Annotated in this window: 23 protein-coding genes; 7 read left to right on the top strand and 16 right to left on the bottom strand. The window is 38.7% G+C overall.

What is annotated here, in order from left to right:
• Positions 1–9: 9 nt before the first annotated feature.
• The 5 genes from glnD to AC2117_RS10735 form a co-directional block, all read right to left on the bottom strand.
• The gene (gene glnD / locus AC2117_RS10755) at positions 10–2,673 is read right to left on the bottom strand and encodes a [protein-PII] uridylyltransferase (protein ID WP_133973982.1); all 2,664 of its coding nucleotides are present in this window, start codon (positions 2,671–2,673) and stop codon (positions 10–12) included.
• Positions 2,674–2,700: 27 nt separating this feature from the next.
• Positions 2,701–3,918, bottom strand: a complete 1,218-nt coding sequence (purT, locus tag AC2117_RS10750) for a formate-dependent phosphoribosylglycinamide formyltransferase (RefSeq protein ID WP_133973980.1) — start codon at positions 3,916–3,918, stop codon at positions 2,701–2,703.
• Positions 3,919–4,020: 102 nt separating this feature from the next.
• The gene (locus tag AC2117_RS10745) at positions 4,021–4,410 is read right to left on the bottom strand and encodes a tautomerase family protein (protein ID WP_133973978.1); all 390 of its coding nucleotides are present in this window, start codon (positions 4,408–4,410) and stop codon (positions 4,021–4,023) included.
• 122 nt (positions 4,411–4,532) lie between these two features.
• Entirely contained in the window at positions 4,533–4,874 is a 342-nt protein-coding gene (gene ygaH, locus AC2117_RS10740; protein WP_133973976.1) for an L-valine transporter subunit YgaH, read from the bottom strand.
• Position 4,875: 1 nt separating this feature from the next.
• Positions 4,876–5,598 carry an AzlC family ABC transporter permease gene (locus AC2117_RS10735; RefSeq protein WP_133976322.1) on the bottom strand — a complete coding sequence of 241 codons (723 nt, stop codon included), beginning with the start codon at positions 5,596–5,598 and terminating at the stop codon, positions 4,876–4,878.
• A 121-nt stretch (positions 5,599–5,719) separates the two neighbouring features.
• On the opposite strand from AC2117_RS10735, the gene AC2117_RS10730 reads away from it, so the two are divergent.
• Positions 5,720–6,190 (top strand): hypothetical protein, encoded by a 471-nt coding sequence (locus AC2117_RS10730; protein ID WP_197730905.1) that lies wholly within the window; start codon positions 5,720–5,722, stop codon positions 6,188–6,190.
• A gap of 73 nt (positions 6,191–6,263) precedes the next feature.
• Here the strand turns inward: AC2117_RS10730 and AC2117_RS10725 are convergent, their stop codons facing one another.
• Complete coding sequence (locus AC2117_RS10725) at positions 6,264–6,560, bottom strand: hypothetical protein (RefSeq protein ID WP_133973974.1); 297 nt, start codon at positions 6,558–6,560, stop codon at positions 6,264–6,266.
• 171 nt (positions 6,561–6,731) lie between these two features.
• The gene (locus AC2117_RS10720) at positions 6,732–7,439 is read right to left on the bottom strand and encodes a Crp/Fnr family transcriptional regulator (protein WP_133973972.1); all 708 of its coding nucleotides are present in this window, start codon (positions 7,437–7,439) and stop codon (positions 6,732–6,734) included.
• Between the two features lie 92 nt (positions 7,440–7,531).
• Between AC2117_RS10720 and AC2117_RS10715 the strand changes: the two genes are divergently transcribed.
• Positions 7,532–8,044, top strand: coding sequence for a DUF962 domain-containing protein (locus tag AC2117_RS10715; protein WP_133973970.1), 513 nt, complete (start codon positions 7,532–7,534; stop codon positions 8,042–8,044).
• Between the two features lie 61 nt (positions 8,045–8,105).
• On the opposite strand, the gene ychF is transcribed toward AC2117_RS10715, so the two are convergent.
• The 8 genes from ychF to AC2117_RS10675 form a co-directional block, all read right to left on the bottom strand.
• Positions 8,106–9,197 (bottom strand): redox-regulated ATPase YchF, encoded by a 1,092-nt coding sequence (gene ychF / locus AC2117_RS10710; protein WP_005047532.1) that lies wholly within the window; start codon positions 9,195–9,197, stop codon positions 8,106–8,108.
• 93 nt (positions 9,198–9,290) lie between these two features.
• Positions 9,291–9,950 carry a methionine ABC transporter permease gene (locus AC2117_RS10705; protein ID WP_133973968.1) on the bottom strand — a complete coding sequence of 220 codons (660 nt, stop codon included), beginning with the start codon at positions 9,948–9,950 and terminating at the stop codon, positions 9,291–9,293.
• Positions 9,931–11,007, bottom strand: coding sequence for a methionine ABC transporter ATP-binding protein (locus AC2117_RS10700; RefSeq protein WP_133973966.1), 1,077 nt, complete (start codon positions 11,005–11,007; stop codon positions 9,931–9,933). The genes AC2117_RS10705 and AC2117_RS10700 overlap by 20 nt, the downstream gene beginning before the upstream one ends.
• A 5-nt stretch (positions 11,008–11,012) precedes the next feature.
• Positions 11,013–11,846 carry a MetQ/NlpA family ABC transporter substrate-binding protein gene (locus tag AC2117_RS10695; protein ID WP_133973964.1) on the bottom strand — a complete coding sequence of 278 codons (834 nt, stop codon included), beginning with the start codon at positions 11,844–11,846 and terminating at the stop codon, positions 11,013–11,015.
• Positions 11,847–11,859: 13 nt separating this feature from the next.
• Positions 11,860–12,690, bottom strand: coding sequence for a MetQ/NlpA family ABC transporter substrate-binding protein (locus AC2117_RS10690; protein WP_133973962.1), 831 nt, complete (start codon positions 12,688–12,690; stop codon positions 11,860–11,862).
• A gap of 14 nt (positions 12,691–12,704) precedes the next feature.
• Entirely contained in the window at positions 12,705–14,117 is a 1,413-nt protein-coding gene (locus AC2117_RS10685; RefSeq protein ID WP_133973960.1) for an LLM class flavin-dependent oxidoreductase, read from the bottom strand.
• A complete protein-coding gene (locus tag AC2117_RS10680; protein ID WP_133973958.1) occupies positions 14,117–15,340 on the bottom strand; it encodes an SfnB family sulfur acquisition oxidoreductase in 1,224 nt (407 codons plus the stop codon). Before AC2117_RS10680 ends, AC2117_RS10685 begins: the two co-directional genes overlap by 1 nt.
• A gap of 12 nt (positions 15,341–15,352) precedes the next feature.
• Positions 15,353–16,588, bottom strand: a complete 1,236-nt coding sequence (locus AC2117_RS10675; RefSeq protein WP_133973956.1) for an SfnB family sulfur acquisition oxidoreductase — start codon at positions 16,586–16,588, stop codon at positions 15,353–15,355.
• A 344-nt stretch (positions 16,589–16,932) separates the two neighbouring features.
• Between AC2117_RS10675 and AC2117_RS10670 the strand changes: the two genes are divergently transcribed.
• From AC2117_RS10670 to AC2117_RS10650, 5 genes are all read left to right on the top strand, one after another.
• Positions 16,933–17,697: a glutathione S-transferase family protein gene (locus AC2117_RS10670; protein WP_042896583.1), complete on the top strand. Its 765-nt coding sequence runs from the start codon at positions 16,933–16,935 to the stop codon at positions 17,695–17,697.
• A 536-nt stretch (positions 17,698–18,233) separates the two neighbouring features.
• On the top strand, positions 18,234–19,127 hold the full coding sequence (locus AC2117_RS10665) for an amino acid ABC transporter substrate-binding protein (RefSeq protein WP_133973954.1): 894 nt from the start codon (positions 18,234–18,236) through the stop codon (positions 19,125–19,127).
• Between the two features lie 92 nt (positions 19,128–19,219).
• The gene (locus AC2117_RS10660; protein WP_133973952.1) at positions 19,220–20,062 is read left to right on the top strand and encodes an amino acid ABC transporter permease; all 843 of its coding nucleotides are present in this window, start codon (positions 19,220–19,222) and stop codon (positions 20,060–20,062) included.
• 2 nt (positions 20,063–20,064) lie between these two features.
• Positions 20,065–20,742 carry an amino acid ABC transporter permease gene (locus AC2117_RS10655; protein ID WP_133973950.1) on the top strand — a complete coding sequence of 226 codons (678 nt, stop codon included), beginning with the start codon at positions 20,065–20,067 and terminating at the stop codon, positions 20,740–20,742.
• A 13-nt stretch (positions 20,743–20,755) separates the two neighbouring features.
• The gene (locus AC2117_RS10650; protein ID WP_042896581.1) at positions 20,756–21,499 is read left to right on the top strand and encodes an amino acid ABC transporter ATP-binding protein; all 744 of its coding nucleotides are present in this window, start codon (positions 20,756–20,758) and stop codon (positions 21,497–21,499) included.
• 53 nt (positions 21,500–21,552) lie between these two features.
• Here the strand turns inward: AC2117_RS10650 and AC2117_RS10645 are convergent, their stop codons facing one another.
• Positions 21,553–22,866, bottom strand: a complete 1,314-nt coding sequence (locus AC2117_RS10645; RefSeq protein WP_197730904.1) for a DcaP family trimeric outer membrane transporter — start codon at positions 22,864–22,866, stop codon at positions 21,553–21,555.
• Positions 22,867–22,906 lie beyond the last annotated feature (40 nt).

Here is a 22,906-nt window from a genome sequence, read left to right as displayed (position 1 = left end):
AGTTGAGTTTCAGTGCTGACAAATTTGATTAGATGCTTCATCTAATGCAGCTTTAAGCTTTTCCGAGAAGAGTTTGACCTCTTCGTTATTTAACGGCTTTCCATCTTTTTTCGTGACAAAGAAAATATCTTCTGCACGTTCACCTAAAGTTGCAATTCTAGCTGAATGGATGTCTAAACCTTGCATCATAAATAAACCACCCACACGTGCAAGTAGGCCAGGGTGATCAAGTGTTGAAATTTCGACCATGTTTTGCTGTAAGGCTTCATTCAATGTAACATCGACTGTATTTTCAATATCAAAGTGACGTAGTTGACGTGGAATTCGGCGTTGCATAAGTCCTGGGTATTGATCTGGCTGACTAAGCGCTTTCACTAATGCAGTTTTAACGGTTTCTTCGCGTTCAGGGTCGGTCAGTAATGTCCCGAAACGATCAAGTACAACATAGGTGTCTAAGCTAAATGCTGTACTTGCCGTGATAATTTTTGCATCCTGAACATCTAAATTCATTTTGTCCAAAACTGCAACGGTGGTGGCAAAAAGGTTGGGTTGGTCACGTGTATATATAAAGATTTGTACTGCATCTTGGGCAGCTTTACGGTGAGCACGCAACAGTACTAATGGCTCTGGATTATCACCGTGTTTCAAAATTGCTTGAGTGTGCCATGCAATTTCATCTGCTGATTCTTTAATGAAGTATTCATCACCAAGTTCTTGCCATACTTTTTCGACGTCTGCTAATGAGAAGTTATTCACCAGTAATTCACTTGCTGCAAATTTGGTGTCTTCAATCAGCATTTGATAGTCAACAGGACGACTTAAACCTGTACGAATGACATCACGGGCATGCGTATAAAGTTGACGCATAAGTGAGGCACGCCATGTGTTCCATAGTTTTGGATTTGTCGCATTAATATCTGCAACCGTTAAGGTATATAGATAATCGAGATGTTCCATATCGCCAAGTTTTTCGGCAAAATCTTTAACAACATCCGGATCTGAAATATCCTTTTTCTGAGCAGTCAGTGACATGAGTAAATGGTTGTGGATGAGCCATGCAATTAATTTGCATTCACGCTCTGTAAAGCCGTGCGCACGTCCAAATTCGATTGCATCTTCTGCACCGAGTTCACTATGGTCTCCACCGCGGCCTTTAGCAATGTCATGAAATAATGCAGCGATAAATACGATATCTTGACGTGCAAGACGTTGGAAAACAGAGCTTACAACTGGGAACTCTTTCGCAAACTCAGGTTCTTTAAAACGGTTTAAGTTGCGCAGCAATAATAATGTGTGTGCATCGACTGTATAGATGTGGAATAGGTCATATTGCATAAGGCCCATAATTTGACCAAATGCCGGAATATAGTTTCCTAAAACACCATAGCGCTTCATCGCCACCAAAGTATCGTATAGACGATAGGGTGAGCGAATAATCGACATAAACAGCGCTTGATGATCGGGGTTATCTCGATAATTTTGATTAATACGTTTTGCAGCAAGAATAAGTAAGCGTAAAGTACGAGCGCGGATCCCTTCAATATCTGGTCGATTAGCCAAAATATAGAATAATTCTAAAATGGCACTTGGATGCTCTGCAAATATTTTGTGGTGCTGTACGGCAAGCTTGTTATCAACGATTTTAAAATGATTATTAACTTCTTCAATTTTACGTTCGTAATTGGGTAAGCGCGGAGTAATGACCGATTCGCTAAAATACGCCAACAACATTTCATTGAGTGTTGAAACCTGCTGAGCAGTACGGTAGTAGCGTTTCATGAACTGCTCGACACCGTAATTTACAGGTTGACCTTCTTGACGGACATAGCCAAATTGAGCCGCGATTTCTCTTTGATGATCGAACAGAAGACGGTTTTCATCACGTTTCGCTAAGCGATGTAAATGGTGACGAATTTCCCAAAGAAAACTTTCAGCTTCTTCTAAAACTGTTAATTCAAACTCTGAAATAAAACCTAAATGCACTAAGTCATAAATACGGTTTACGCGGAAATGACGCTTGGCAATCCAGCCAATCTGGTTAATATCACGAATGCCACCCGGTGCATTTTTAATATCGGGTTCTAAATTGCTTTCAGTATTGTTGTGTTGGTGGTAACGCTTAGCTTGTTCAGCCATTTTTGCATCATAAAAGGTTTTGTCTGTCCACGTTTGCGAAACAATACGACGCGGCCATTTTGCAAGTTGACTATTACCTGTAATTAGACGCGCTTCAATGAGTGTAGTTGCGACGGTTAGATCTGTCGCTGCCTGTTCAACACAGCTTTGAATAGTACGAACGCTAATTCCGGGTTTGAAATTGCCAACATCCCATAAAGAGGAAATAAATGTAGAAATACGCTTTTCATTTTCTTCGTTAATTTCATGTTCTGACAAAATCATGATATCAACATCGGAATAGGGCAGCATTTCACGGCGCCCATAACCACCTACAGCAAAAAGACCTAGATCAGTCTGGTCGAGTTCAGCATGTCTCCATAAAAAGATCAGTGCTTCGTCAACTAAATCTGAGCGTGCTTTAATGACTTCCCGAATAGATTGCCCATTTTCATATGAATCCTGCAATTGCTTTTCTACATCTGTTCGCCATTGATTAATGGCTTTAATATCATGATGGCTTGTAACGTAGTTCAGCAATGGCGATGTATTGATCATGAAAATGGGTCTACCAATAAGTAAATATTAAGAGTTGGTTTTTACGCTTACTTGATCAGCGGTTTCTTTCGCTAAAGTGCGGGCAAGATCAGTATTTTCTGCACGAGCAGTCGCCACACCCATACGACGTCGTTTGAAACCTTCTGGTTTGCCAAACAGGCGTAGGTCGGTATTTGGATTAGTTAATGCCGTATTTAAGCCGCTATAGCTTAAGTTGTTGGCATCTACACCAGCATAAATAACTGCGCTAGCAGCAACACTATGGCGAGCTGTGCTCACTGGTAATCCTAAAATTGCACGAGCATGCAGTTCAAATTCGCTTTGAAATTGCGATGCTAGAGTCACTAGACCTGTATCATGTGGGCGAGGTGATACTTCACTGAACCAGACTTTGTCGCCTTTAATAAACAGCTCTACACCAAAAATACCACAGCCACCTAGTGCTGTTGTAACTTTATTCGCAATACGTTTTGCTTCTTCAAGTGCAGCAGCTGTCATAGGTTGAGGCTGCCAGCTTTCTACATAATCACCTGCATCTTGACGGTGACCAATTGGGTCGCAGTAGTGAGTTTCGATTTCACCAGTTTCAGGATTTTTAGCGCGAACGGTAAGTAATGTAATTTCAAAATCAAAATCAATTTGAGATTCAATGATGACCGTACCTTGGTTAACACGGCCACCTTGCATCGCATATTCCCAAGCAGCATCGACTTCATCGAAGCTTTTTACACGAGATTGGCCTTTACCTGACGATGACATTACTGGTTTTACAAAGTTTGGATAACCAATATCATCAGAAGCAGCACGGAAGCTTTCTAGTGAGTCGGCAAATCGGTAAGCAGAGGTAGGTAAACCAAGCTCTTCAGCAGCAAGACGACGAATACCTTCACGATTCATTGTCAGGTTTACCGCTTTAGCAGAAGGAATAACCGTTGCAGTTTGGCTCGCTTCAATTTCAATGAGAACTTCTGTAGCGATGGCTTCGATTTCGGGAACAATTAAATTCGGTTTAATTTTTTCGATGAGCTGTTTTAATTGAATAGGATCAGCCATATTTAACACATAAGAAAAATGTGCAACTTGCATGGCTGGCGCATGATCATAACGGTCGGCTGCATGTACTTCTACACCAAGGCGTTGTAAGGAAATTACAACTTCTTTGCCAAGCTCTCCTGAACCTAACAATAAAACTTTGAATGCAGAAGATTGAAGTGGGGTACCGAGTGTCACGCTCATGCGAATCATCCTGACAAAATTATTTTTTTAAGCATAGCAGAACTTATGGTGGAGTTAAGCCTTATCATGCATAAAAAAAGTAATTTTGTCGGACAATTAAAAATGTACTTTTTAGATATTAACCTGATAGTTTAAAAGTAGTTCATCTGCATTTTTACCGCGTATACCCCAATTCTCTTTAGGGGTTTCAAAAATCGTAATTTCAATATCTTGAGGCGCTATTTTGCATTGTTCTTCAATATTGCGAAATAAAGTTTGAATGAGTTGTTTCTTAGTAGCTGGGCTACGTCCCGCAAACATTGAAAGTTCAAGAATAATGTAGTGTTGGCTACGATCAGAAGGATAGATGAAATTTCCAGGTTTAAGACTGATAAAACGCTGAAATCTTTTCTCAACCGGATATTTCAACTCTTCAATGAGGGCTTGATGAATAGCATGAGAAAGTAGTTCTCGATACTGCATAATGGTTCGTTCATTTGCGTAAATTTTAACTTGTGACATTTTTATCTCTATTAAGTAGATGAAGTTATCTTTTTAATCAATTCAAAAATTAGTTTTTACACCAGAAGTCTCAACCCCTCTGGCTGTGAGTTATTTTATATAAGGAAGACAGGTTTATCTATTTATAAAGGTAAGTAAGTATAGATCAGGCCATACACAATTGCGGCGGTTAATGTTGCGGGAACAATTTTTTTAAATTTAAAATAAAGACCTGCTAAAACCAAAAAGCCGATAAGCATTGCTAAACTTTTATCTGGATTTTCAAGCAGCGGTGGAAGTGTTGCTACCACAAGCATGGCGCTAATTGCAGATATACCAATACAACCCAAAGCAATTTTTAACCAGACTGAACCGCGTCTTTGCTGTGTACCTTGTAGCTTTTGTATAACAAAGAATGGTCCAAAACGTGAGGTGAAATTAGCAATACCGACAATTATACCTACCAGAATAATCTCTAAGTTCATTTTAAACTTCGACCTCTTCTTGCTGTCTTAATACATAATGTTTAAACAAGCCTGCTAAAATGCCTGAAAGAATACCAATAAAAATAGCCGCAGATAAGTTAATCCAATAGCAGGCTAAAGCTGAAACGACTAAAGATACAGCGACTACAAGGCTATGTTTGCGTTCAAACGCAGCTAATAAAAAACTCAAAAATAAAGCTGGAAGTAAGAAGTCTAATGCTGCTTGTAAAAATTTTGGCAGATGAGTGACCTGATCTGCAAATAATCCGCCTAGTAAAGAGCCGCTTGCCCAAGCTATCCAGCTAAATAGGCTTAGACCTAACATCCAAGACTCGGACCATTGTTGACGACGTTGCGAAAGTTGGATCATCCCACTCGCAAAAACTTCATCGGTTAAGCCCCAAGCCCAAACCGCCGTTTTTTTAAGATTTAATTTGTTCGGAATAAGGTTATATAGCGCTGGCCCATAAAGCACATGACGAATATCAAGTGCAATGACTGTTAATGCAGTTAACCAAATCGATGAACCGCTGGCTAAAAGGGCTACAACCAAGAACTGGCTGGCTCCGGCATACATTGAACAAGATAGGAAAAAAGCTTCCCATGGTGTAAAACCAAACTGAGATGCAGAAACACCGAAGGCAAAAGAAACGGGCAAATAGGTAAGTACGATAGCTTGACTATCTTTAGCGCCTTGCCAAAAAGTTGCCGTTTGATCAGCCATCAATTGTTGTTTGGACACGATACACCTTGGCAATAAACCAAATGATAAAAATACTTGAAAGATTGAGTATTGTAGCCGAATTTAATAGCATAGTGCCGAAATGTTTAATCGGCAGTTTGCTATGTTCAACGCTAAGATTCGTTTAGTTTATATCGCCATGTTGAGTGCAGGTATTTTTACATTGCAGGGCTGTGACAATGGTCATCAAGATGCAGAAAAAAAAGTAGAAATTAAGCCAGCACCGAAACTAACTAATGATGCAACTGTTTATGCTCAAAAAGCATGGACGCTAATTAATACGGTTGAGCATTTGGTTTATGAAAAGCAGCTCAGTCAAATTAATGACAACGTTCGTAAACCTCTACGTCAATTAAGTACGGACTGGCGTATTAATGTGAAAATGACTGACTCGGTTACGGAAGGGAAATATGCGCTTTGCCGTAAAGCATTAACCAGTTTAGATGTATGGGCGCGTGAAACATTAGAAAATAATAATTCAGTTGCTCAGAAGCAAGCTGATTATGAGCGTGATAAAGCCCAGTGTAAGGATGCAATTGATAACCCTAATCTTGGCAATACCTCTCCAAAATAAAAACTTGTAAATATAAAAAGCGAGATGATCAATCTCGCTTTTTTACTTTTAAATGATAATGAGTGAATGTTAATTAAGGTTTTGTTGCTGGTTTCATCGCGTCATGTTTCATTTGATTTGCATCATGCTGAGCATGCATAGATTTCGTCATGGCTTCATGCTTTTGTTCAGTCATATCTTTTTTAACATCTTGTTTTGCTTTTACTACTTCTTTTTTAGCAGTTGCTTTGCCGTGTGCAGCCACACATTTTCCGCCTTTATGATTTGGTCCTGTACCACCTTGTAATTGAGTTCCTTTTGGACATGCAAATGCCGAAACACTTAACATAGCCAATACGCCGGCTGTAAGAATTTTTGATAATTTTTTCATGTTAATCAGTGCCTTGTTGAGTATTATTGCTCAGCTTGAGTGTAAGATGAAAATATCTGCTTTAAAACATTTATTTTGTGAAATAGAGTTTGAACAATGTGTTGTTTTGCAGTGTTATCTATTTTTTTAATTTAGTTTTAAGTTTTTGTTATATAGTCGCCTTTACAAAAATTACGCATGGGCTTGAGCAATTACTTTCAATTGCTCAATATCTAAAATCTCAATTTTTCTAAAAGCAATTTTGATGATTTTTTGTTTTTCAAGCAGGCTCAGTTCATGATTGATTGTCTGTCTAGATGTGGTCAGCATATTTGCCAATTGTTCTTGAGAAATATGAATATGATGATCTTGAATGAGAATATGATTGCCATAACCCTCTAAAATAAATAGAAGACGCTGAGCAAGTCTTTGAGAAATACTGCGTGTTTGGATAGCAATCTGTTCTAAAAAAACGTATCTAAGTTTTTGGCTGGTTAAACGCGCAAAATAGTACCAGTAATAAGGATTTTCTTTGAGTAGCTCATTTAAGGGCTTCGCAGGAATATGCAGAACCGTACTTTTTTTCAAAGCAATTGCATCGTGTGAGCGCGGTTCATGGTCAATGAGGGATATTTCACCAAACCACATAATAGGTTCTGCAATTGCAGCGAGTGCTTCATTCCCATTTACATCGACATAACCTAAACTGATTGAGCCTTCGAGTACAGTATAAATGCCATCGAACACATCTTGGGCACGAAAAACATAGCTGTTTTTTTCAAAGATTATTTGCTTGCCATGCTCTAGAATAAAGTTTTGGAATGCTTCTGGAAGGGCACTGAACCATGTGTTTTCTTTCAATCGATTAATATAAATAAGGTCCAATATTCGGCCATCCATGAAAAAAATCATTACTTTGTCAAATAGCTGACAACTTTAAGTTTTCCTTATTTGTACAGTATGACTATATGTTGATGAATAGGGAATAACTCATGTCGAATCTGGAGCAACAGCTTAGCAAATATGCGGCTTATCATTTAAATCATAAAAATATTTTGACGCATTTTATTGGTATTCCACTCATCGTGTTTTCAATTTTATGTTTAACAGCAAGAGCAGGAATCGATATTGGTAGTTTTAAAATGACTTTAGCTATTGTGTTGATTGCAGCGAGTTCAATTTATTATTTTATTTTAGATAAAATATTTGGTTTGCTTATGCTGGTTCTTTTAGCCGCTGTGTATCCACTGGCGAGCCAGATTGCCCAATTATCTTGGGGAGAATGGTTAGCAGCAAGCGTTGGTTTCTTTGTGGTAGGGTGGGTCTTTCAGTTTGTTGGACATTATTTCGAAAAGAAAAAACCAGCTTTTGTGGATGATGTAATTGGACTTGCGATAGGGCCGTTATTTGTGTTGGCAGAATTTATATTTATGCTGGGTTTTAGAAAGCCATTGCATGAGCGAATTTTGAAAGAAGCACGTAGTAAACGAGAGATGATGGATTGAATCATTCCTTATAGATATAAAAAAAGCCCCAATATTATGGGGCTTTTTTTTAAGCTTTAACTTAAACGTTAAAACGGAAGTGCATTACATCGCCATCTTGAACGATGTAAGTTTTACCTTCTAAACGCCATTTACCAGCTTCTTTAGCGCCATTTTCACCGTTGAATTGTACAAAGTCATCATATGCAACAACTTCAGCACGGATAAAGCCTTTTTCGAAGTCAGTATGAATCACACCAGCTGCTTGAGGAGCGGTTGCACCAACTTTTACAGTCCATGCACGTACTTCTTGTACACCAGCAGTGAAATAAGTCTGTAAACCTAAAAGCGCATAACCTGCACGGATAACCACATTTAAACCAGGTTCTTCCATGCCCATTGCTTCAAGGAACTCAGCACGGTCTTCATCTTCTAATAATGAAATTTCTGCTTCGATCTGGTTGCAAAGAGGAACAACAATTGCATTTTCTTCAGCAGCAAGTTTTTTTACTGCATCTAAATGCGGATTATTTTCAAAACCGTCTTCAGCAACGTTTGCAATATACATTGTTGGTTTTAAAGTCATTAAACCAAAACCACGAACTAATTTACGTTCGTCATCAGACAAATCAGCCGCACGAGCTGGTTTACCTTCGTCTAGTAATGGTTGGATTTTTTCTAAAACTGCTTTAGTTGCAACAGCTTCTTTGTCACCGCCTTTAGCGACTTTAGTTAAACGTAAAATTGCTTTAGCAACAGTTTCAAGGTCTGCAAGTGCAAGTTCAGTATTGATGGTTGCGATGTCATCTAACGGATCAATTTTGCCATTTACGTGGATAACATTCTCATCTTCGAAACAACGTACAACATGAGCAATTGCATCAGTTTCACGGATGTTAGCAAGGAATTGGTTACCCAAGCCTTCACCTTTTGATGCACCAGCAACAAGACCTGCAATATCTACAAATTCCATTGTAGTTGGCAAAATACGTTGCGGTTTAACAATCGCAGCAAGTTTGTCTAGACGTGGATCTGGTACAGGAACAATACCTGTGTTCGGTTCAATGGTACAGAAAGGGAAGTTTTCCGCTGCAATTGCTGCTTTCGTTAATGCATTGAAAAGGGTAGATTTACCTACGTTTGGCAGACCAACAATACCGCAATTAAAACCCATGAAAGCCACTCACAAATGTGTAAATTAAAAATTGTCGCTGATTTTACATGAAAGCCATGACAAAGTCATGGCTAGAGCAGGGTTCTGTTGAGTTTAAACTTTACGTTTATCAAGTTGCTGAGCTAATGCATCGCCTGTCGCTTGTATTAACATCACCAAAACAATTAGTACAAAAATCACTGCTAACATAATTTGCATATCAAAACGTTGATAGCCATAACGATAAGCTATATCTCCTAAGCCACCAGCACCAATAGCACCAGCAATGGCAGAGGAGTTAATCATGGTCACAATAGTCACAGTAAAGCCTGCCACAATACCTGGTAGAGCTTCTGGTAAGAGCACATGCCAAATAATTTGTTTGCGGTTACACCCCATTGCTTGTGCCGCTTCAATTAAGCCTTGATCGACCTCACGTAAGCTGACTTCTGCAATACGGGCAAAGAAGGGAATTGCCGCAATCGTCAGTGGAACAACGGCTGCCCAAACGCCATAACTGGTACCCACAATCCAGCGAGTCAATGGAATAAGGGCCACCATTAAAATAAGAAAAGGTACAGAGCGGGTAATGTTGATGACCCAACCCAATGCCTGATTAATCTTTTGTGATGGGTGAATGCCATGCTCAGAAGTACTCACTAAAACAACAGCAATAGGTAAGCCAATTAAAAATGCAATCAGAGCAGATGCACCCACCATTAGTAAGGTATCTACAGTTCCAGTAATTAATAGATCAATGAGCTGGTCGGGCATAGCCAAGTACCTCAAATTGTGCAATTGCTGTTAATGCATCTTGTTGTATAGATGAAATATCAATTTCCACGTTAGGGATACCGACTAAAAGTGAGCCAATAATATGGCCTTGAATCGTGTCGACCTGACTTTGATATAAATTGACGGGTGCCTTAAATCTAGAAAGTAATTCTTGAATATCTGGAACTTGATGTGCTTCAGCCTCATATTTAAGTTTTACAATAATATGGGTTGAATTTTCATCGGGTAGAGGACTGATTTTAAAAGGTAGCGTGATTTGTTCAAGATTAAGTAGCTCTTGAGTAATGGGTTGCTCTGGTCGTGAAAACACGGACCAAACCTGTCCAGCCTCAACAATTTCCCCTTGATCAATGACCACGACTTGATCACAAATTTCTCGAATGACCTGCATTTCATGAGTAATTAGTACAATCGTTAAGCCCAATTCCTGATTAATCTTTTTAAGTAAAGCCAAAATAGTGGCGGTACTTTCTGGGTCAAGTGCTGAGGTGGCTTCATCACACAGTAAAATTTCAGGGTGGTGAACCAGTGCACGTGCAATACCAACACGTTGCTTTTGCCCACCAGAAAGTTGTGACGGATAATAGCCAGACTTATCAGACAGTCCAACTAACGCCAAAACTTCATTTACACGTTGGTCGATATCTGCTTTGTTGTAATTGGAAACTTTTAAGGGCAATGCCACATTTTCCCAAACTGTTTTTGCAGACATCAAATTGAAATGCTGAAAAATCATTCCAATTCGTTGACGGGTTTGAATGAGCTCGGCATGACTCAATTCAGCAATGTTTTGTTGATGAATATGAATACTGCCAGTATTCACTTGCTCTAAGCCATTTAAGGTGCGGAGCAAAGACGATTTTCCTGCGCCACTTTTCCCAATAATGCCTAGGATTTTACCTTGAGGAACATCAAGGTTAATCTCTTTTAAAGCATGCAGTTTTTGACCTTGCGATTGGTAAAACTTATTTAAACCACGAATTTTAATATGGGGTAGAGAAAAATCAACTTGTGATCCAAAACTCACCATCGTCATTCTCCTTATTTCCAGCCTTGAAACCACATACCTTGGCCAAAGTCTTTATCCAGAATATTCTGTGCTTGTTTTGAGTTCTGGAAAGCTTTAACAAAGGTTGCAAGTTTTTGGTTTTTATCTTGGTAATCGCGACGGGTGACAAACAAAATTGCATATTTTTTATCGATTGGATCTAAAAATAATGCACTATGCGGGTCGGTTACCTTTGCCATTTTTAAGTAGTGAGGGAAGCCGAAAATTAAATCGACATCGTTATATGCATGTGCTGTTTGGGGACCTTCAACTTCAATAAAACTCAACTGTTTAGGATTAGCAATAATGTCTTGGATCGTTGAAAGTTCATTGTTGCTGTCCTTTAGCTGAATTAAGCTGGCGCGATGCAACAGAATTAAAGCGCGAGCTAAATTGACTGGATCGTTTGGAATAGCAACGCGTGCTTTTGCAGGTAAGTCTTCAAGCGATTTATATTTTTTTGAATATAAACCCACATGACTTCCAGTACCGACAGCAAAAGCATGTAAGTCATAACCTGTTTCTTTAACAGCATTGCCTAAAAATACGCTCTGCTGGAAAAAGTTTGCGTCAATATCGCCGTTTTGTACGGCAACATTTGGTGCTCGCCAGTCAGAAAACTCAACGAGTTTGACATGAACACCTTGCTTTTCTACTTCATTGGCAACGCTTTGTAATAGCTCAGCATAAGGCGGGCTAATGCCAATTGTTAAGACATCATCAGCTTGCTTATTTTTAATATAGCGATAACCGACGAGACCCAGAATCACGATTAAAATCGTAATTCCAAGTAACCAAGGCTTATGCTGTTTGAACTGAATAGCCATAATTTTTCCGTTATTACTTCCAGCCAGGGAACCAGAGTGTTGGCCCAATCTCAGCATCTAAGACGGCTTTAACTTTTGGTGAATTCTGATAAATATCAACAAATTTCTTCAACTTATCTCCCTTGTCCTGATAGTTATCACGCACTACAAACAAAATGGCATAACGTTTATTCGTATTGTCATCAAGTAAAAGTGCACTTTCAGGGTCAGCTGTTTTTGCTAAACGTAAGTAATGTGGATAGCCAAAAGCCAAGTCAGCATCATCAATTGCACGTGCAGTTTGTGGTCCTTCAACCTCTACGAATTGCAAATTTTTAGGGTTTGAAACAACATCTTTGAGTGCAGATAAGTGATTGTTTGAATCTTTAAGCGTAATTAATTTAGCTTGCTGTAAGAGTAGTAGGGCACGACCTTGGTTCACTGGGTCATTTGGAATGACTACACGTGCGTTTTGTGGCAATTCATCAAAGCTTTTATATTTCTTTGAATAAAGTCCGACATGTGATGCTGCACCGACTGCAAATGCCTTTAATTTAAAGCCTGTTTCTTTAATTGCATTGTCTAAGAAAGGTTGATGCTGGAAAAAGTTCGCATCAATATCCCCATGATTTAAGGTAATGTTTGGTGTATTCCAGTCAGAAAACTCAACCAGTTTTACATTTAAACCCTGTTGCTTTGCCTCATCGGCAGCAGCTTGTAAAGTTTTAGCAAATGGTGGGCTAATGCCAATTACAAGTTCATTTGAGCCACTTTGACGGTGTTTATTCCAAAAGAATAAAGCAACAAAAAGGACTACAACGACTAAGCCTATGCCTAGCCATTTTTTAGAGGCTGTTTGAGCCATGTCTATCTCCAAATTTAAGCAGTTATTTCTTCAATTGTTGTTAAGTTTTTGCTGTTGTTATAGGGACTACATCGGAACGCTTGAGCAGGGTGTTGTTTTGGCAGTTGATCACCCCGATTAAAGATTTTGTTCCGTAGTGAACCCGTTTTATATGCAGTTTTATAGCGGCCACGTTGTTGTAGTTCAGGAATAACTAAACGAATAAAGTCGTGGTGAGACTCAGGTGCAACAGTACGCGTCAAATTAAAGCCATCAATATCAGTCTCATCTAAAAGATGAATTAAGTATTCTGCAACTTCTTCGCCACTACCGACAATGAGTGGATAACGACCACCCAAAACATGTTGAGCTTTTAAGTCGTTTTTAGTGATTTGCTGTTCTTTAAATTTTTCGGTAATGGAAACAATGCTGTTACTTTTCTGGTAAGGAATCGCTTCATTGTCGGCAAATTTACTTAGGTCAATACCTGTTGAACTCGCATAATGAGCTAAGCCTGCTTCAGGGCTTGCGTACTGACGATATTCATTAAGTTTCTGTACAGCTAAGTCATGTGTTTCGGCAACAACAACAGTTATGCCGACAAAGACTTTAATGTCATCACCTGCACGCCCTTGTTGTTCGGCAAGAGTACGAATCTTTTTCACTTGTTCGCGGATTTTTTCAGGTTTGTCACCACCAATAAATACACATTCAGCATGACGAGTCGCAAACTGCATACCTTTTGGTGACGCACCCGCTTGAAACAATGTTGGGGTGCGTTGCACCGAAGGCGACACCTGAAATACGCCTTCACTCTGGTAATATTTTCCGTGATGGTGGATGGTGTGAACTTTAGTTGGGTCTGTAAAAACACGATTTGTTTTATCTTTTTTGACTGCGTCATTTTCCCATGAACCTTCCCAATATTTATAGCAAAGCTCTAAAAATTCTTCGGCTTGTTCATAACGTGCATCGTGGTCTTTTAAACCTTTTTGACCAATCAAACGTTCTGCACTATCTAGATAACCTGTCACGATATTCCAGCCAATACGACCTTGAGTTAAATGGTCAAGACTCGCAAAGCGACGAGCAAATTGATACGGATGCTCATAGCTTAAGTTAACAGTGACCCCAAAACTCAAGTTTTGAGTGACTGTTGCCATAGCTGAAATGAGTGTGGAAGGGTCATGGCTCGGAAGTTGAATTGACTCTTTTAAAGTGAGATCAATACCGTTTTGATAGACGTCATATACGCCGGTAATATCGGCAATAAATAGACCATCGAACAGGCCACTTTCTAAGGTTTTGGCTTGTTCAGTCCAATAGCTGAGTTCATTAAAACGGTGTGACTCATCACGTGGATGTGTCCATAAGCCATGATTGATATGTCCAACACAGTTCATATCAAAGGCATTCAGCAAAATTTCTTTAGCTTTAAAATCAGTCATCACAATGTCCCCCGACGAGGTGGTAGAACACCATTCAGGACATAGTTCCCAATAAAGTAATATTTCCATCGTGCAGCATCATGCAACGTATGTACGCGTGCATTTCGCCAAAAACGGTCTAGACCATCTTGTGCTTGACTACCACGGCTTCCAGCAAGTTCAATCAGCTTTGAAGATGCTTTTAGTGCGATATCGCTACTATGAGCACGTACTTTGGCAACATCGATGGATGCTTTCGCAATACTTTCAGGTGTAGTTTCAATTTTTGCGGCATCAATTGATTGAGCAGCTTGTTTTAATAAAACTTCACTTGCTCGTACATCTACAGCAATGCGTCCTAATTCATAAATCGTTAAAGGATCTAGGTTTGCCGTTGCAACTTGTGAATCAATCCACGGGCGAGCTTGATGTACTCTTTGCAAGCTTTCTTCAAAAGCTGCACGTGCAATGCCTACCTCAATAGACGCATGCATAATTTGGGCAAATGGACCCACTAAGGTCGGTTGTAAAAATGCAGTATCAAAAGGAATGACATCATCTGCATCTACAAAAACCTGATCGAATTTGACTGTACCGCTGCCTGTGGTTTTCTGCCCAAAACCAGACCAGTCATCTACAAGTTTTAGCCCTTGCGAACCACTTTTAACAAATGCCAGATATTCTCGGCCTGCATCGTCTAAAACTAGAGTTGGAATACGGTGAGCAAATAAGCTTCCTGTGCAGTAAAACTTTTCGCCCTGAATCAAATATCCATTTTCGTGAGGACGGATATTGGTTTGTTTATGGGTAGAGGTTTTTGTTTTGAATTCGGCTAGAGCATTACCAAAGCGCGTACCATTTAACACTTCGCCATATAAGCGTTGTTTTTGAGCTTCTGTTCCCGTGTTACGTAACACTTCTAATGCATAGAAATGGTTTTGTGGAATTTGTCCGATTGAACCATCTGCACCGCTTAAAAGAGCAATAACCTTAGCAACAGTATGGCTTGAAACTTCGGCACCACCATATTGCTTGGGTACTGTAATTGCCCAGAGCCCAGACTGGCTTAAGGCATCAATTTCGGTATACGGTAAAATTCGTTTTGTATCCCGTTCTATTGAGGTTTTTTTAAATTGCTCAGCAAATTGTTTTGCAACTTCTAAAGCTTCAGCATCATTTTGAATAATGTATGCTTGGTTTGATGCCGATGTTTGTTTAGTTTGAACCGATTGATATGAAGTCATGACAATTTCTCCTTAAATCCACGCGTGTCGGGCAGGGAAATGACCATTCAGGTAATAATTGCCAATGGCATGTAATTTCCAGCGAACAGGGTCGTGTAACGTATGCACACGGGCATTTCGCCAATGTTGATCTAAATTGTGCTGGCTTAAACTTGAGCGACTTCCCCCAAGTTCCAGTAATTTTTCAGAGATTTGTAGAGCAGCATCATTGGCATAGACTTTCGCTTCAGCAACTAAAATAGATGCTTTTGCTGTTTGTTCATCAGTCACATTTTGAAGTTGGTCAAGTTCATCTAAATATTCAGCAGCTTCGTCAAGCAATAAAATTGCAGCATCGAGCAGAATATTTAACTTACCCACCTCTTGCAGGGTGTAATGTTCAAAACTGGCTTTTTCAACTTTTGCATCAATAATCGGGCGTGCTTTATGAATGGTTGATAAAGTATCTTCAAAAGCGGCTTCTGCAATGCCTACATCAATGGCAACCTGTAATAATTGTGAGTAAGCACCGCGATAGGTTGGGGCTTGTGTTAATAAGCGTTCATCAAAAATAAGTTCAGGATTAACTTCAACATCATTTAATTTAACTGTACCGCTCGCAGTTGTACGTTGGCCAAAGCCATTCCAGTCATTAATAACTTCAATGCCTTGAGTATCTCGATTCACAATCACTAAAACGACATGGCCTTCAGGATGAACAGCCTTAATTGCAAGCCAGTGAGCAAAACTTGTTCCAGTCGAATAAAATTTTTCGCCATTTAAAATATATTTGCCATTTTCAATTTTAAGTGTGGTTTCTAAAGTTTTTGAGTCATGTGTATTACGTTCTGGGCCACCGTTAGCAAGACGTTTTCCTGCTAATATTTCTGAAAAGATAAATTGTTTTTGTTGTTCTGTACCCATAATTTCGATCAGGTTTAAAAGGCTAATCTGATTTTGTGGAATCTGACCAACATTCGCATCGCCTTTACTTAAAATACGGAAAACTTGTGCCAAGGTTTTATTTGAAACAAAAGCTCCGCCATATTTTTTTGCAATTCGGATTCCGCCTAAGCCTTTTTGGCTAAAGCTTTCGATTTGCTCATGAGGTAATAAGCGTTGTTGATCACGTGTATTCCGACCCTCTAAAGCATAATCCGCCACTTGATAAGCGGCATTAATGGCTTGTTGATCATTTTGAATGACTTGGACGTATGCCGTCGTTTTAGATAGAGAATTAGACATAATGACACCTTGTATTGCTGTCACTACCTTACAAAAGAAATATTTTTCCACTAAACGAGGACTTATGCTCAGCTTATGAAATAAAGTGCAAAGCATTTTTTTTGATTTTTAATGAAGAAATAAATATATTAAAAAATATTTTAAATCAATTAGTTATTGTTTTTATGCAAAAAATTAATAATAAAATTAATTTTAATATGAAAAAGAGCAATAAGTACGGTAAAAAAAGATATAAAAACAATAGACTTAACTGTCAGCAAAAATGAGCACAATATCCATTGTTTTAAATAAAAATAGCTTTTAAAGTATCTACTTACCATCGACCATTTTTGTACAAATAGTCAAATAAAAATAAACGTGGAGATTTTATGCGGGTTTTGTATCAGTTTCCTTTGTCCCATTATTGTGAAAAAGCTCGCTGGTTGTTAGACCATAAAGAACTTGATTATGTGGCTCATAACTTGATTCCTGGGTTTCATCGTGCTTTCGCACAACTCAAAACGGGACAAAATTTACTGCCAATTTTGAAAGATGATCATCAATGGATCGCTGAATCAACCAAAATTGCACTTTATCTGGATGATACCTACCCAGAACACGTGCTTTTACGCCGTGATGAGCAACTTAGACAACAAACCCTTAAAATTGATAGTTTGGCTGATGAGCTAGGTATACATGTGCGCCGTTGGGCATTAGCACATAATTTAGCCCAAGGGGACCATGCTTTAGAAATTATGATGGGTGAACAAGGTTATTTACGGCAATTTGAAAAAATATCAAAACCTTTCCTTAAGACTTTAGTTAAGAAGAACTATAAGCTTGAAGAGGAGTTAGTGAGCCAGTCCAAAGAGCGTATGGACGAACTTATAAATGAACTAAACCAATATCTAATAGAAAATCAAGCACGCTATATGGTCGGAGATCGATTAAGTCTTGCCGATATTTCTGTCTGTTCAATGCTTGCACCACTTTTAGAGGTAAAAGGTACGCCGTGGGAGCGAGAAGAGGCAGAAGAAGTTTCTACAGAATGGGGTAATTATCAAAAATATTTACTTGATTTACCTCTAGGGCAATATGTTTTAAGAATATATCAAACTGAAAGAAATGCTCGCGTAGATTGGCGAGGAATTTAAACTTTATAAAATGCCCTGATTTTCTCGGGGCATTTTTGTAATATTTCTAAGTTCACTCATTTAACTAAATATTACTATCAATTTACTAAATGATTTTTATTAAACCATTTGTATATATTATTTTGATGTTTAAGTTGCTTTTTACAAAGTGAATTTATTGTATTGCTAAATCTTTAATAAAATTAATTTTTATGGTTCTTCATAAAATAAAATTTTTCTAAAAACAGTTTTTAGCTGAAGTTAAGCCACTTTATTGTGCATGTGTTTACATTGTAATCAATAATTGCCACATTTAAGTGTAAATAGATGAGCTTAATAATAGACAGAAGATTAAAACATAGATTAAAGTAGAAACATGTTAGCAGTTTTAAAGGTATTAACTCTGTAAAACAGACTGAATAAAATAAGTGAAGCAAATGGATGTGTCCTACTTGGAAAAGTTGGCGCGATAATTGCAATTTAATAATAAATCACTCTATTGCTCTATATGAATGATTCTATAGATAAATAGAGAGAATGATCATCAAGGAGTTCTTATGAAACGTTCTGCAACCTCTCTCATTGTTTCAACATTCATGCTTTGTACGGTTGGTGCTACTTCTCAAATTCAGGCAGCAGATACATTAGCTAAAATTAAAAGTACCGGAAAAATCGTAATTGGCCACCGAGAATCCTCTGACCCAATTTCATATGTTGTTGCAGGTAAACCAGTAGGTTATGCAGTCGATATCTGTAACCAGTTTGCAAATGACATTAAAAAAGAATTGAAAATGCCTGGGCTAAAAGTTGAATACAAGGCAGTAACTTCATCAACACGTATTCCTGAACTTTTAGCAGGTAATATTGATATGGAGTGCGGTACAACTACTAACTCTAAACAACGTCAGCAACAAGTTGGCTTTTCAACGAACTACTATGCAACTGAAGTACGTATGGCAGTTAAAGCGACTTCTGGCATTAAAGGTTTGGGAGATTTAAACGGTAAGGCCGTTGTTACAACTCAAGGTACAACATCTGATAAATACATTAAGATGAATGAAAAAGGTCAAGCGATCAATGTTCAAAATATCTATGGTAAAGATCATGCAGATTCTTTTGCCATGATGGCATCAGGTCGTGCGGCTGCATTTGTAATGGATGATAATATTTTAGCGGGCTTAGTTGCCAAGTCTTCAACCCCTAAATCTTTTGCAATTGTTGGTCCAGTACTTTCATCAGAACCATACGGAATTATGGTTGCTAAAGATGATCCGAAATTTAAAGCTATCGCTGACCGCACTGTAAATAATTTATGGAAAACCGGACAAATGGACGCTTTATATAAAAAGTGGTTCTTGTCACCAATTCCACCAAAAAATACAAATTTGAACATGCCACAAAGTTCATCTTATAAAAAATTAAAAGCTCGTCCAACAGATGCAGGGATCTAATAAGGTCTTTTTGTCCTAAATTTACTTGTGCAAGTTAAAGCTTACTTGCACAAGTGGTCTATTTTTCTAAAGATATTCATTAAGGGGCAAACATGTCAGTCGGCTCACTAAACTGGACTATATTCTGTGCGGAGTCTAATGAATATGGTGTCGATAAAGCCGCATGGGCAGAATCAGTCTGTAAAGCGATTGGTAGCACAAGCTACAATGCTTATTCAGAAGCGCCCACATGGTTACAAATGTTAGGCTCAGGCGTCTTTACTATGGTTTGGACAGCGGTTATAGCCTTTCTTATCGCATTTTTATTAGGTTCTCTCCTTGGGGTAATTCGTACGTTACCCAACAAACCTCTCGCATTTATTGGCAATTGTTACGTTGAAATCTTCCGTAATATTCCGCTTATTGTGCAGCTATTTTTCTGGGCTTTTGTTTTTCCGGAATTTTTACCAGATAGCTTAAGCGCTGGTAGTGGGGATGTAGTTGCAGGTGGATGGTGGAAAAACATTCTGAATCAGCAACCCGCTGTTATTGGTGTTTTTGCATTAGGTCTCTACACTGCTGCACGTGTATCTGAACATATACGTGCCGGAATTAATACCGTTTCAACAGGACAAAAATTTGCTGCTTCCGCAGTAGGCTTTACCACTGCACAAAGCTATCGTTATGTCATTTTACCTGTTGCATATCGTACTGTGTGGCCAACGATTACTTCTGAAGCAATGAACGTTTTCAAAAACTCGGCTGTTTTATATGCTCTGAGTGTCTTGAACTTCTTCGCTTATACAAAAACTATGCGGGAAGAAACTTCTCAGGACATCATTATTCTTATTCTCTCTACACCTGTTTATTTAATTATTACTTATAGCATTAAATTTATCATGGCATGGATTGAGAAACGAATGGCTGTACCTGGCTTAGGTTCGGGAGGGAAGTAATTATGGATTTTTCTTTATTACAGAATCCTGATGTGATCGCGGCACTCAAAGAAGGTTTCGTTTTTACCCTTACTGTGACTGTATTGGCGATGATGGGTGGTATCCTGATCGGAACCCCATTGGCAATGATGCGTTTGTCTAGCAATGCCATCGCAAGTAATTTCGCAAAATTTTATGTCGATCTGTTTCGTGGTATTCCATTGATTCAGGTCATCTTTATTTTCTACTTTTTGTTGCCGAAAATATTTGAGTTTCAATCTGATACATATTGGGGACCATTGTTTTCGAGTGTTGTGACTTTTGCTATTTTTGAGGCTGCATTTTTCTCGGAAATTGTACGTTCAGGCATTCAGTCTATTTCAAGAGGTCAGGTAAATGCAGGTTACGCGTTAGGTTTTACCTATGGTCAATCAATGCGCTACGTGGTTTTACCTCAAGCTTTTCGTAACATGCTCCCAGTATTATTAACTCAAACAATTATTTTATTTCAGGATATCTCATTAGTTTATGTAATTAGTGCCCCAGACTTTTTAGGTCGTGCAGATACATTGGCTAATACTTATGGTCCTGAAACGAAAGCAACATTCTATTTAATCGTCGCTGTAGTGTACTTCTGTAGCTCGTTTGTGCTGTCGCAATTAGTCAAACGCTTACAGCAAAAAATTGCCATCATTCGCTAATTGGAGATTTTAAATGCCAATGATAGACATCCAACATATCTCTAAATGGTATGGTGATTTTCAGGTTTTAACAGATTGCACGACGAGTATTGAAAAAGGTGATGTCGTTGTTGTTTGCGGGCCGTCTGGTTCAGGAAAATCAACACTCATTAAAACAGTAAATGCGTTAGAACCATTTCAACAAGGCGATATTATTGTTGATGGCGTTTCTCTGAAGGATCCAAAAACGGATCTTGCTAAATTCCGTTCACGAGTGGGAATGGTCTTTCAACACTTTGAACTTTTTCCACACATGACCGTTTTGGAAAATTTAACAATTGCTCAAGTTAAAGTGTTAAAGCGTTCAGTTGCCGATGCTCGTGCAAAAGGTCTGAAATATCTAGAGCGTGTAGGTTTGCTTGCACATAAAGATAAGTTTCCGGGGCAATTGTCTGGTGGACAGCAGCAACGTGTAGCGATTGCACGTGGCTTGTCCATGGACCCAATCTGTATGTTGTTTGATGAACCAACTTCTGCACTTGACCCAGAAATGGTCGGTGAAGTACTCGAAGTAATGGTGCAGCTTGCACATGAAGGTATGACCATGATGTGTGTTACACATGAAATGGGCTTCGCTAAAAGAGTATCTAACCGTTTAATTTTTATGGATGAAGGTAAGATTTTAGAAGATTGCCCAACGCATGAGTTTTTTGATAATTTAGATGCTCGTCACGAGCGCGCTAAACTTTTCTTAGAAAAAATTCAAGCCATGCACTAATAGTGTTAATAAAAAAGAGCCTTTTAAAGGCTCTTTTTTATTACATCGAATTTTTAGAAATTATATTTTGCTAATAAATTGACACGCGAGTAATCACCCTTATCGCCTGCGAAAGTTTCTCGCTGACCATAAGTATATTCTGCACCTAAATCAATATTTTTAACTGGATTCCAGATTAAATTGACTAAGGCATTATAAATTTCTTTGTTATAACTGGTACTGGTTAAATTGCTATTTGCGTAAACGCTATCATCTTTATATTGGATACCGCCTATTGCAAAAGTAGAACGAAGAATAGGACTCCATTTTCGTTGATATCCAATCACGGCACTATCAAATTCACCTAAATTAATATCCTGTGTTGTTGTGTCATAGGCATAAGCAGAATTACTATAAGATAAATAACGGCCATCTCCTTTAACATGATAATAATTAGCCACCAAGCTATCTTGAGGAGTTAAATCATATTTACCGCCAACGCCTACACCCCAACCAAATTTTTCTTCAGAAGTGCCATCTTTCGGTGCTACTCGGTTTTCATGTGCAAGACCATGTAATTGTAATAGGCCTTTATTATCTCCAGTTTTGAAATCATATCGGGTTGTGAGAGCAGGGAAGCGACTTCCACCAGCAGCATTACTCACTTTTTCAACATCACCACCTTCTAAAGCAACTAATATTTTCTGTTGTGCATTAATTGGCTGAGTGTAACGAACTTGTACTGTACGCGTAGTGCCTGTACCAACAGCTCCAGTGAAATCTAGAGTTTCTGGCGATGTATCTGTATTTACAAAAGGTGAAGTGGTTTGACCTGCTAACCATTTACCTAAAGACATATAGGCATGGCGAACACGGAAGGTTCCATTGCCATTATCTCCATTTCCACCCATGAAATCGGCTTCAATTTTACCCGTTAAATCTCCGTATTGAGTAGGTCGAGTAATATCTAAGCCAATTCGTGAGGTTGCCGCAGATACATTTAAAGAATCTTGTCTTGGGTCATCTTTATTTAAAGGGTAGTTGGCGCCATTTGAAATGCTACCATTTGATCCTTTAAAGTCATAGGTTGCATCTACACGGACATTCCCATAAAGCTTAACTTGGGTTTGCCCATCTGCCATTGCCATCCAACCCGGTTTTGATAGAGGAGAGGTAGACGTAGCTGGTGTTGCAGGAGGTGCTGGTGGAGCACTGACTGACAAAGCTGCTTTTTGTTGATCAGATAGTTTCTGGACCAGTTGTTTTAAATCATTTACTTCATTACGTAATGCATTAACTTCAGCATCTGTGGCGGCATGCAAAGGCATTGTTATGCTAGTTACGCCTAAAGTACTCATTGCCAATACTAATGTTTTGATCTTATTCACAGGAATTCCCCGACATGGATAAAAATTTTCCTGCAAATAC

The sequence above is a fragment of the Acinetobacter calcoaceticus genome (genome assembly GCF_900520355.1).
GTDB classification, from domain to species: domain Bacteria; phylum Pseudomonadota; class Gammaproteobacteria; order Pseudomonadales; family Moraxellaceae; genus Acinetobacter; species Acinetobacter calcoaceticus_C.
This window is presented reverse-complemented; position numbering and strand designations above follow the sequence as displayed.

Bases quoted from the DNA above. Each gene is read 5' to 3' on its own strand.
- AC2117_RS10685 (WP_133973960.1), bottom strand. From the start codon at position 14,117: ATGACTGATTTTAAAGCTAAAGAAATTTTGCTGAATGCCTTTGATATG.
- AC2117_RS10715 (WP_133973970.1), top strand. From the start codon at position 7,532: ATGTCGAATCTGGAGCAACAGCTTAGCAAATATGCGGCTTATCATTTA.
- AC2117_RS10695 (WP_133973964.1), bottom strand. From the start codon at position 11,846: ATGGCTATTCAGTTCAAACAGCATAAGCCTTGGTTACTTGGAATTACG.
- AC2117_RS10690 (WP_133973962.1), bottom strand. From the start codon at position 12,690: ATGGCTCAAACAGCCTCTAAAAAATGGCTAGGCATAGGCTTAGTCGTT.
- AC2117_RS10680 (WP_133973958.1), bottom strand. From the start codon at position 15,340: ATGACTTCATATCAATCGGTTCAAACTAAACAAACATCGGCATCAAAC.
- AC2117_RS10665 (WP_133973954.1), top strand. From the start codon at position 18,234: ATGAAACGTTCTGCAACCTCTCTCATTGTTTCAACATTCATGCTTTGT.
- AC2117_RS10660 (WP_133973952.1), top strand. From the start codon at position 19,220: ATGTCAGTCGGCTCACTAAACTGGACTATATTCTGTGCGGAGTCTAAT.
- AC2117_RS10655 (WP_133973950.1), top strand. From the start codon at position 20,065: ATGGATTTTTCTTTATTACAGAATCCTGATGTGATCGCGGCACTCAAA.
- glnD (WP_133973982.1), bottom strand. From the start codon at position 2,673: ATGATCAATACATCGCCATTGCTGAACTACGTTACAAGCCATCATGAT.
- AC2117_RS10725 (WP_133973974.1), bottom strand. From the start codon at position 6,560: ATGAAAAAATTATCAAAAATTCTTACAGCCGGCGTATTGGCTATGTTA.
- ychF (WP_005047532.1), bottom strand. From the start codon at position 9,197: ATGGGTTTTAATTGCGGTATTGTTGGTCTGCCAAACGTAGGTAAATCT.
- AC2117_RS10650 (WP_042896581.1), top strand. From the start codon at position 20,756: ATGCCAATGATAGACATCCAACATATCTCTAAATGGTATGGTGATTTT.
- AC2117_RS10700 (WP_133973966.1), bottom strand. From the start codon at position 11,007: ATGACGATGGTGAGTTTTGGATCACAAGTTGATTTTTCTCTACCCCAT.
- AC2117_RS10735 (WP_133976322.1), bottom strand. From the start codon at position 5,598: ATGGCTGATCAAACGGCAACTTTTTGGCAAGGCGCTAAAGATAGTCAA.
- AC2117_RS10705 (WP_133973968.1), bottom strand. From the start codon at position 9,950: ATGCCCGACCAGCTCATTGATCTATTAATTACTGGAACTGTAGATACC.
- purT (WP_133973980.1), bottom strand. From the start codon at position 3,918: ATGATTCGCATGAGCGTGACACTCGGTACCCCACTTCAATCTTCTGCA.
- AC2117_RS10720 (WP_133973972.1), bottom strand. From the start codon at position 7,439: ATGGATGGCCGAATATTGGACCTTATTTATATTAATCGATTGAAAGAA.
- AC2117_RS10745 (WP_133973978.1), bottom strand. From the start codon at position 4,410: ATGTCACAAGTTAAAATTTACGCAAATGAACGAACCATTATGCAGTAT.
- AC2117_RS10730 (WP_197730905.1), top strand. From the start codon at position 5,720: ATGTTCAACGCTAAGATTCGTTTAGTTTATATCGCCATGTTGAGTGCA.
- AC2117_RS10670 (WP_042896583.1), top strand. From the start codon at position 16,933: ATGCGGGTTTTGTATCAGTTTCCTTTGTCCCATTATTGTGAAAAAGCT.
- ygaH (WP_133973976.1), bottom strand. From the start codon at position 4,874: ATGAACTTAGAGATTATTCTGGTAGGTATAATTGTCGGTATTGCTAAT.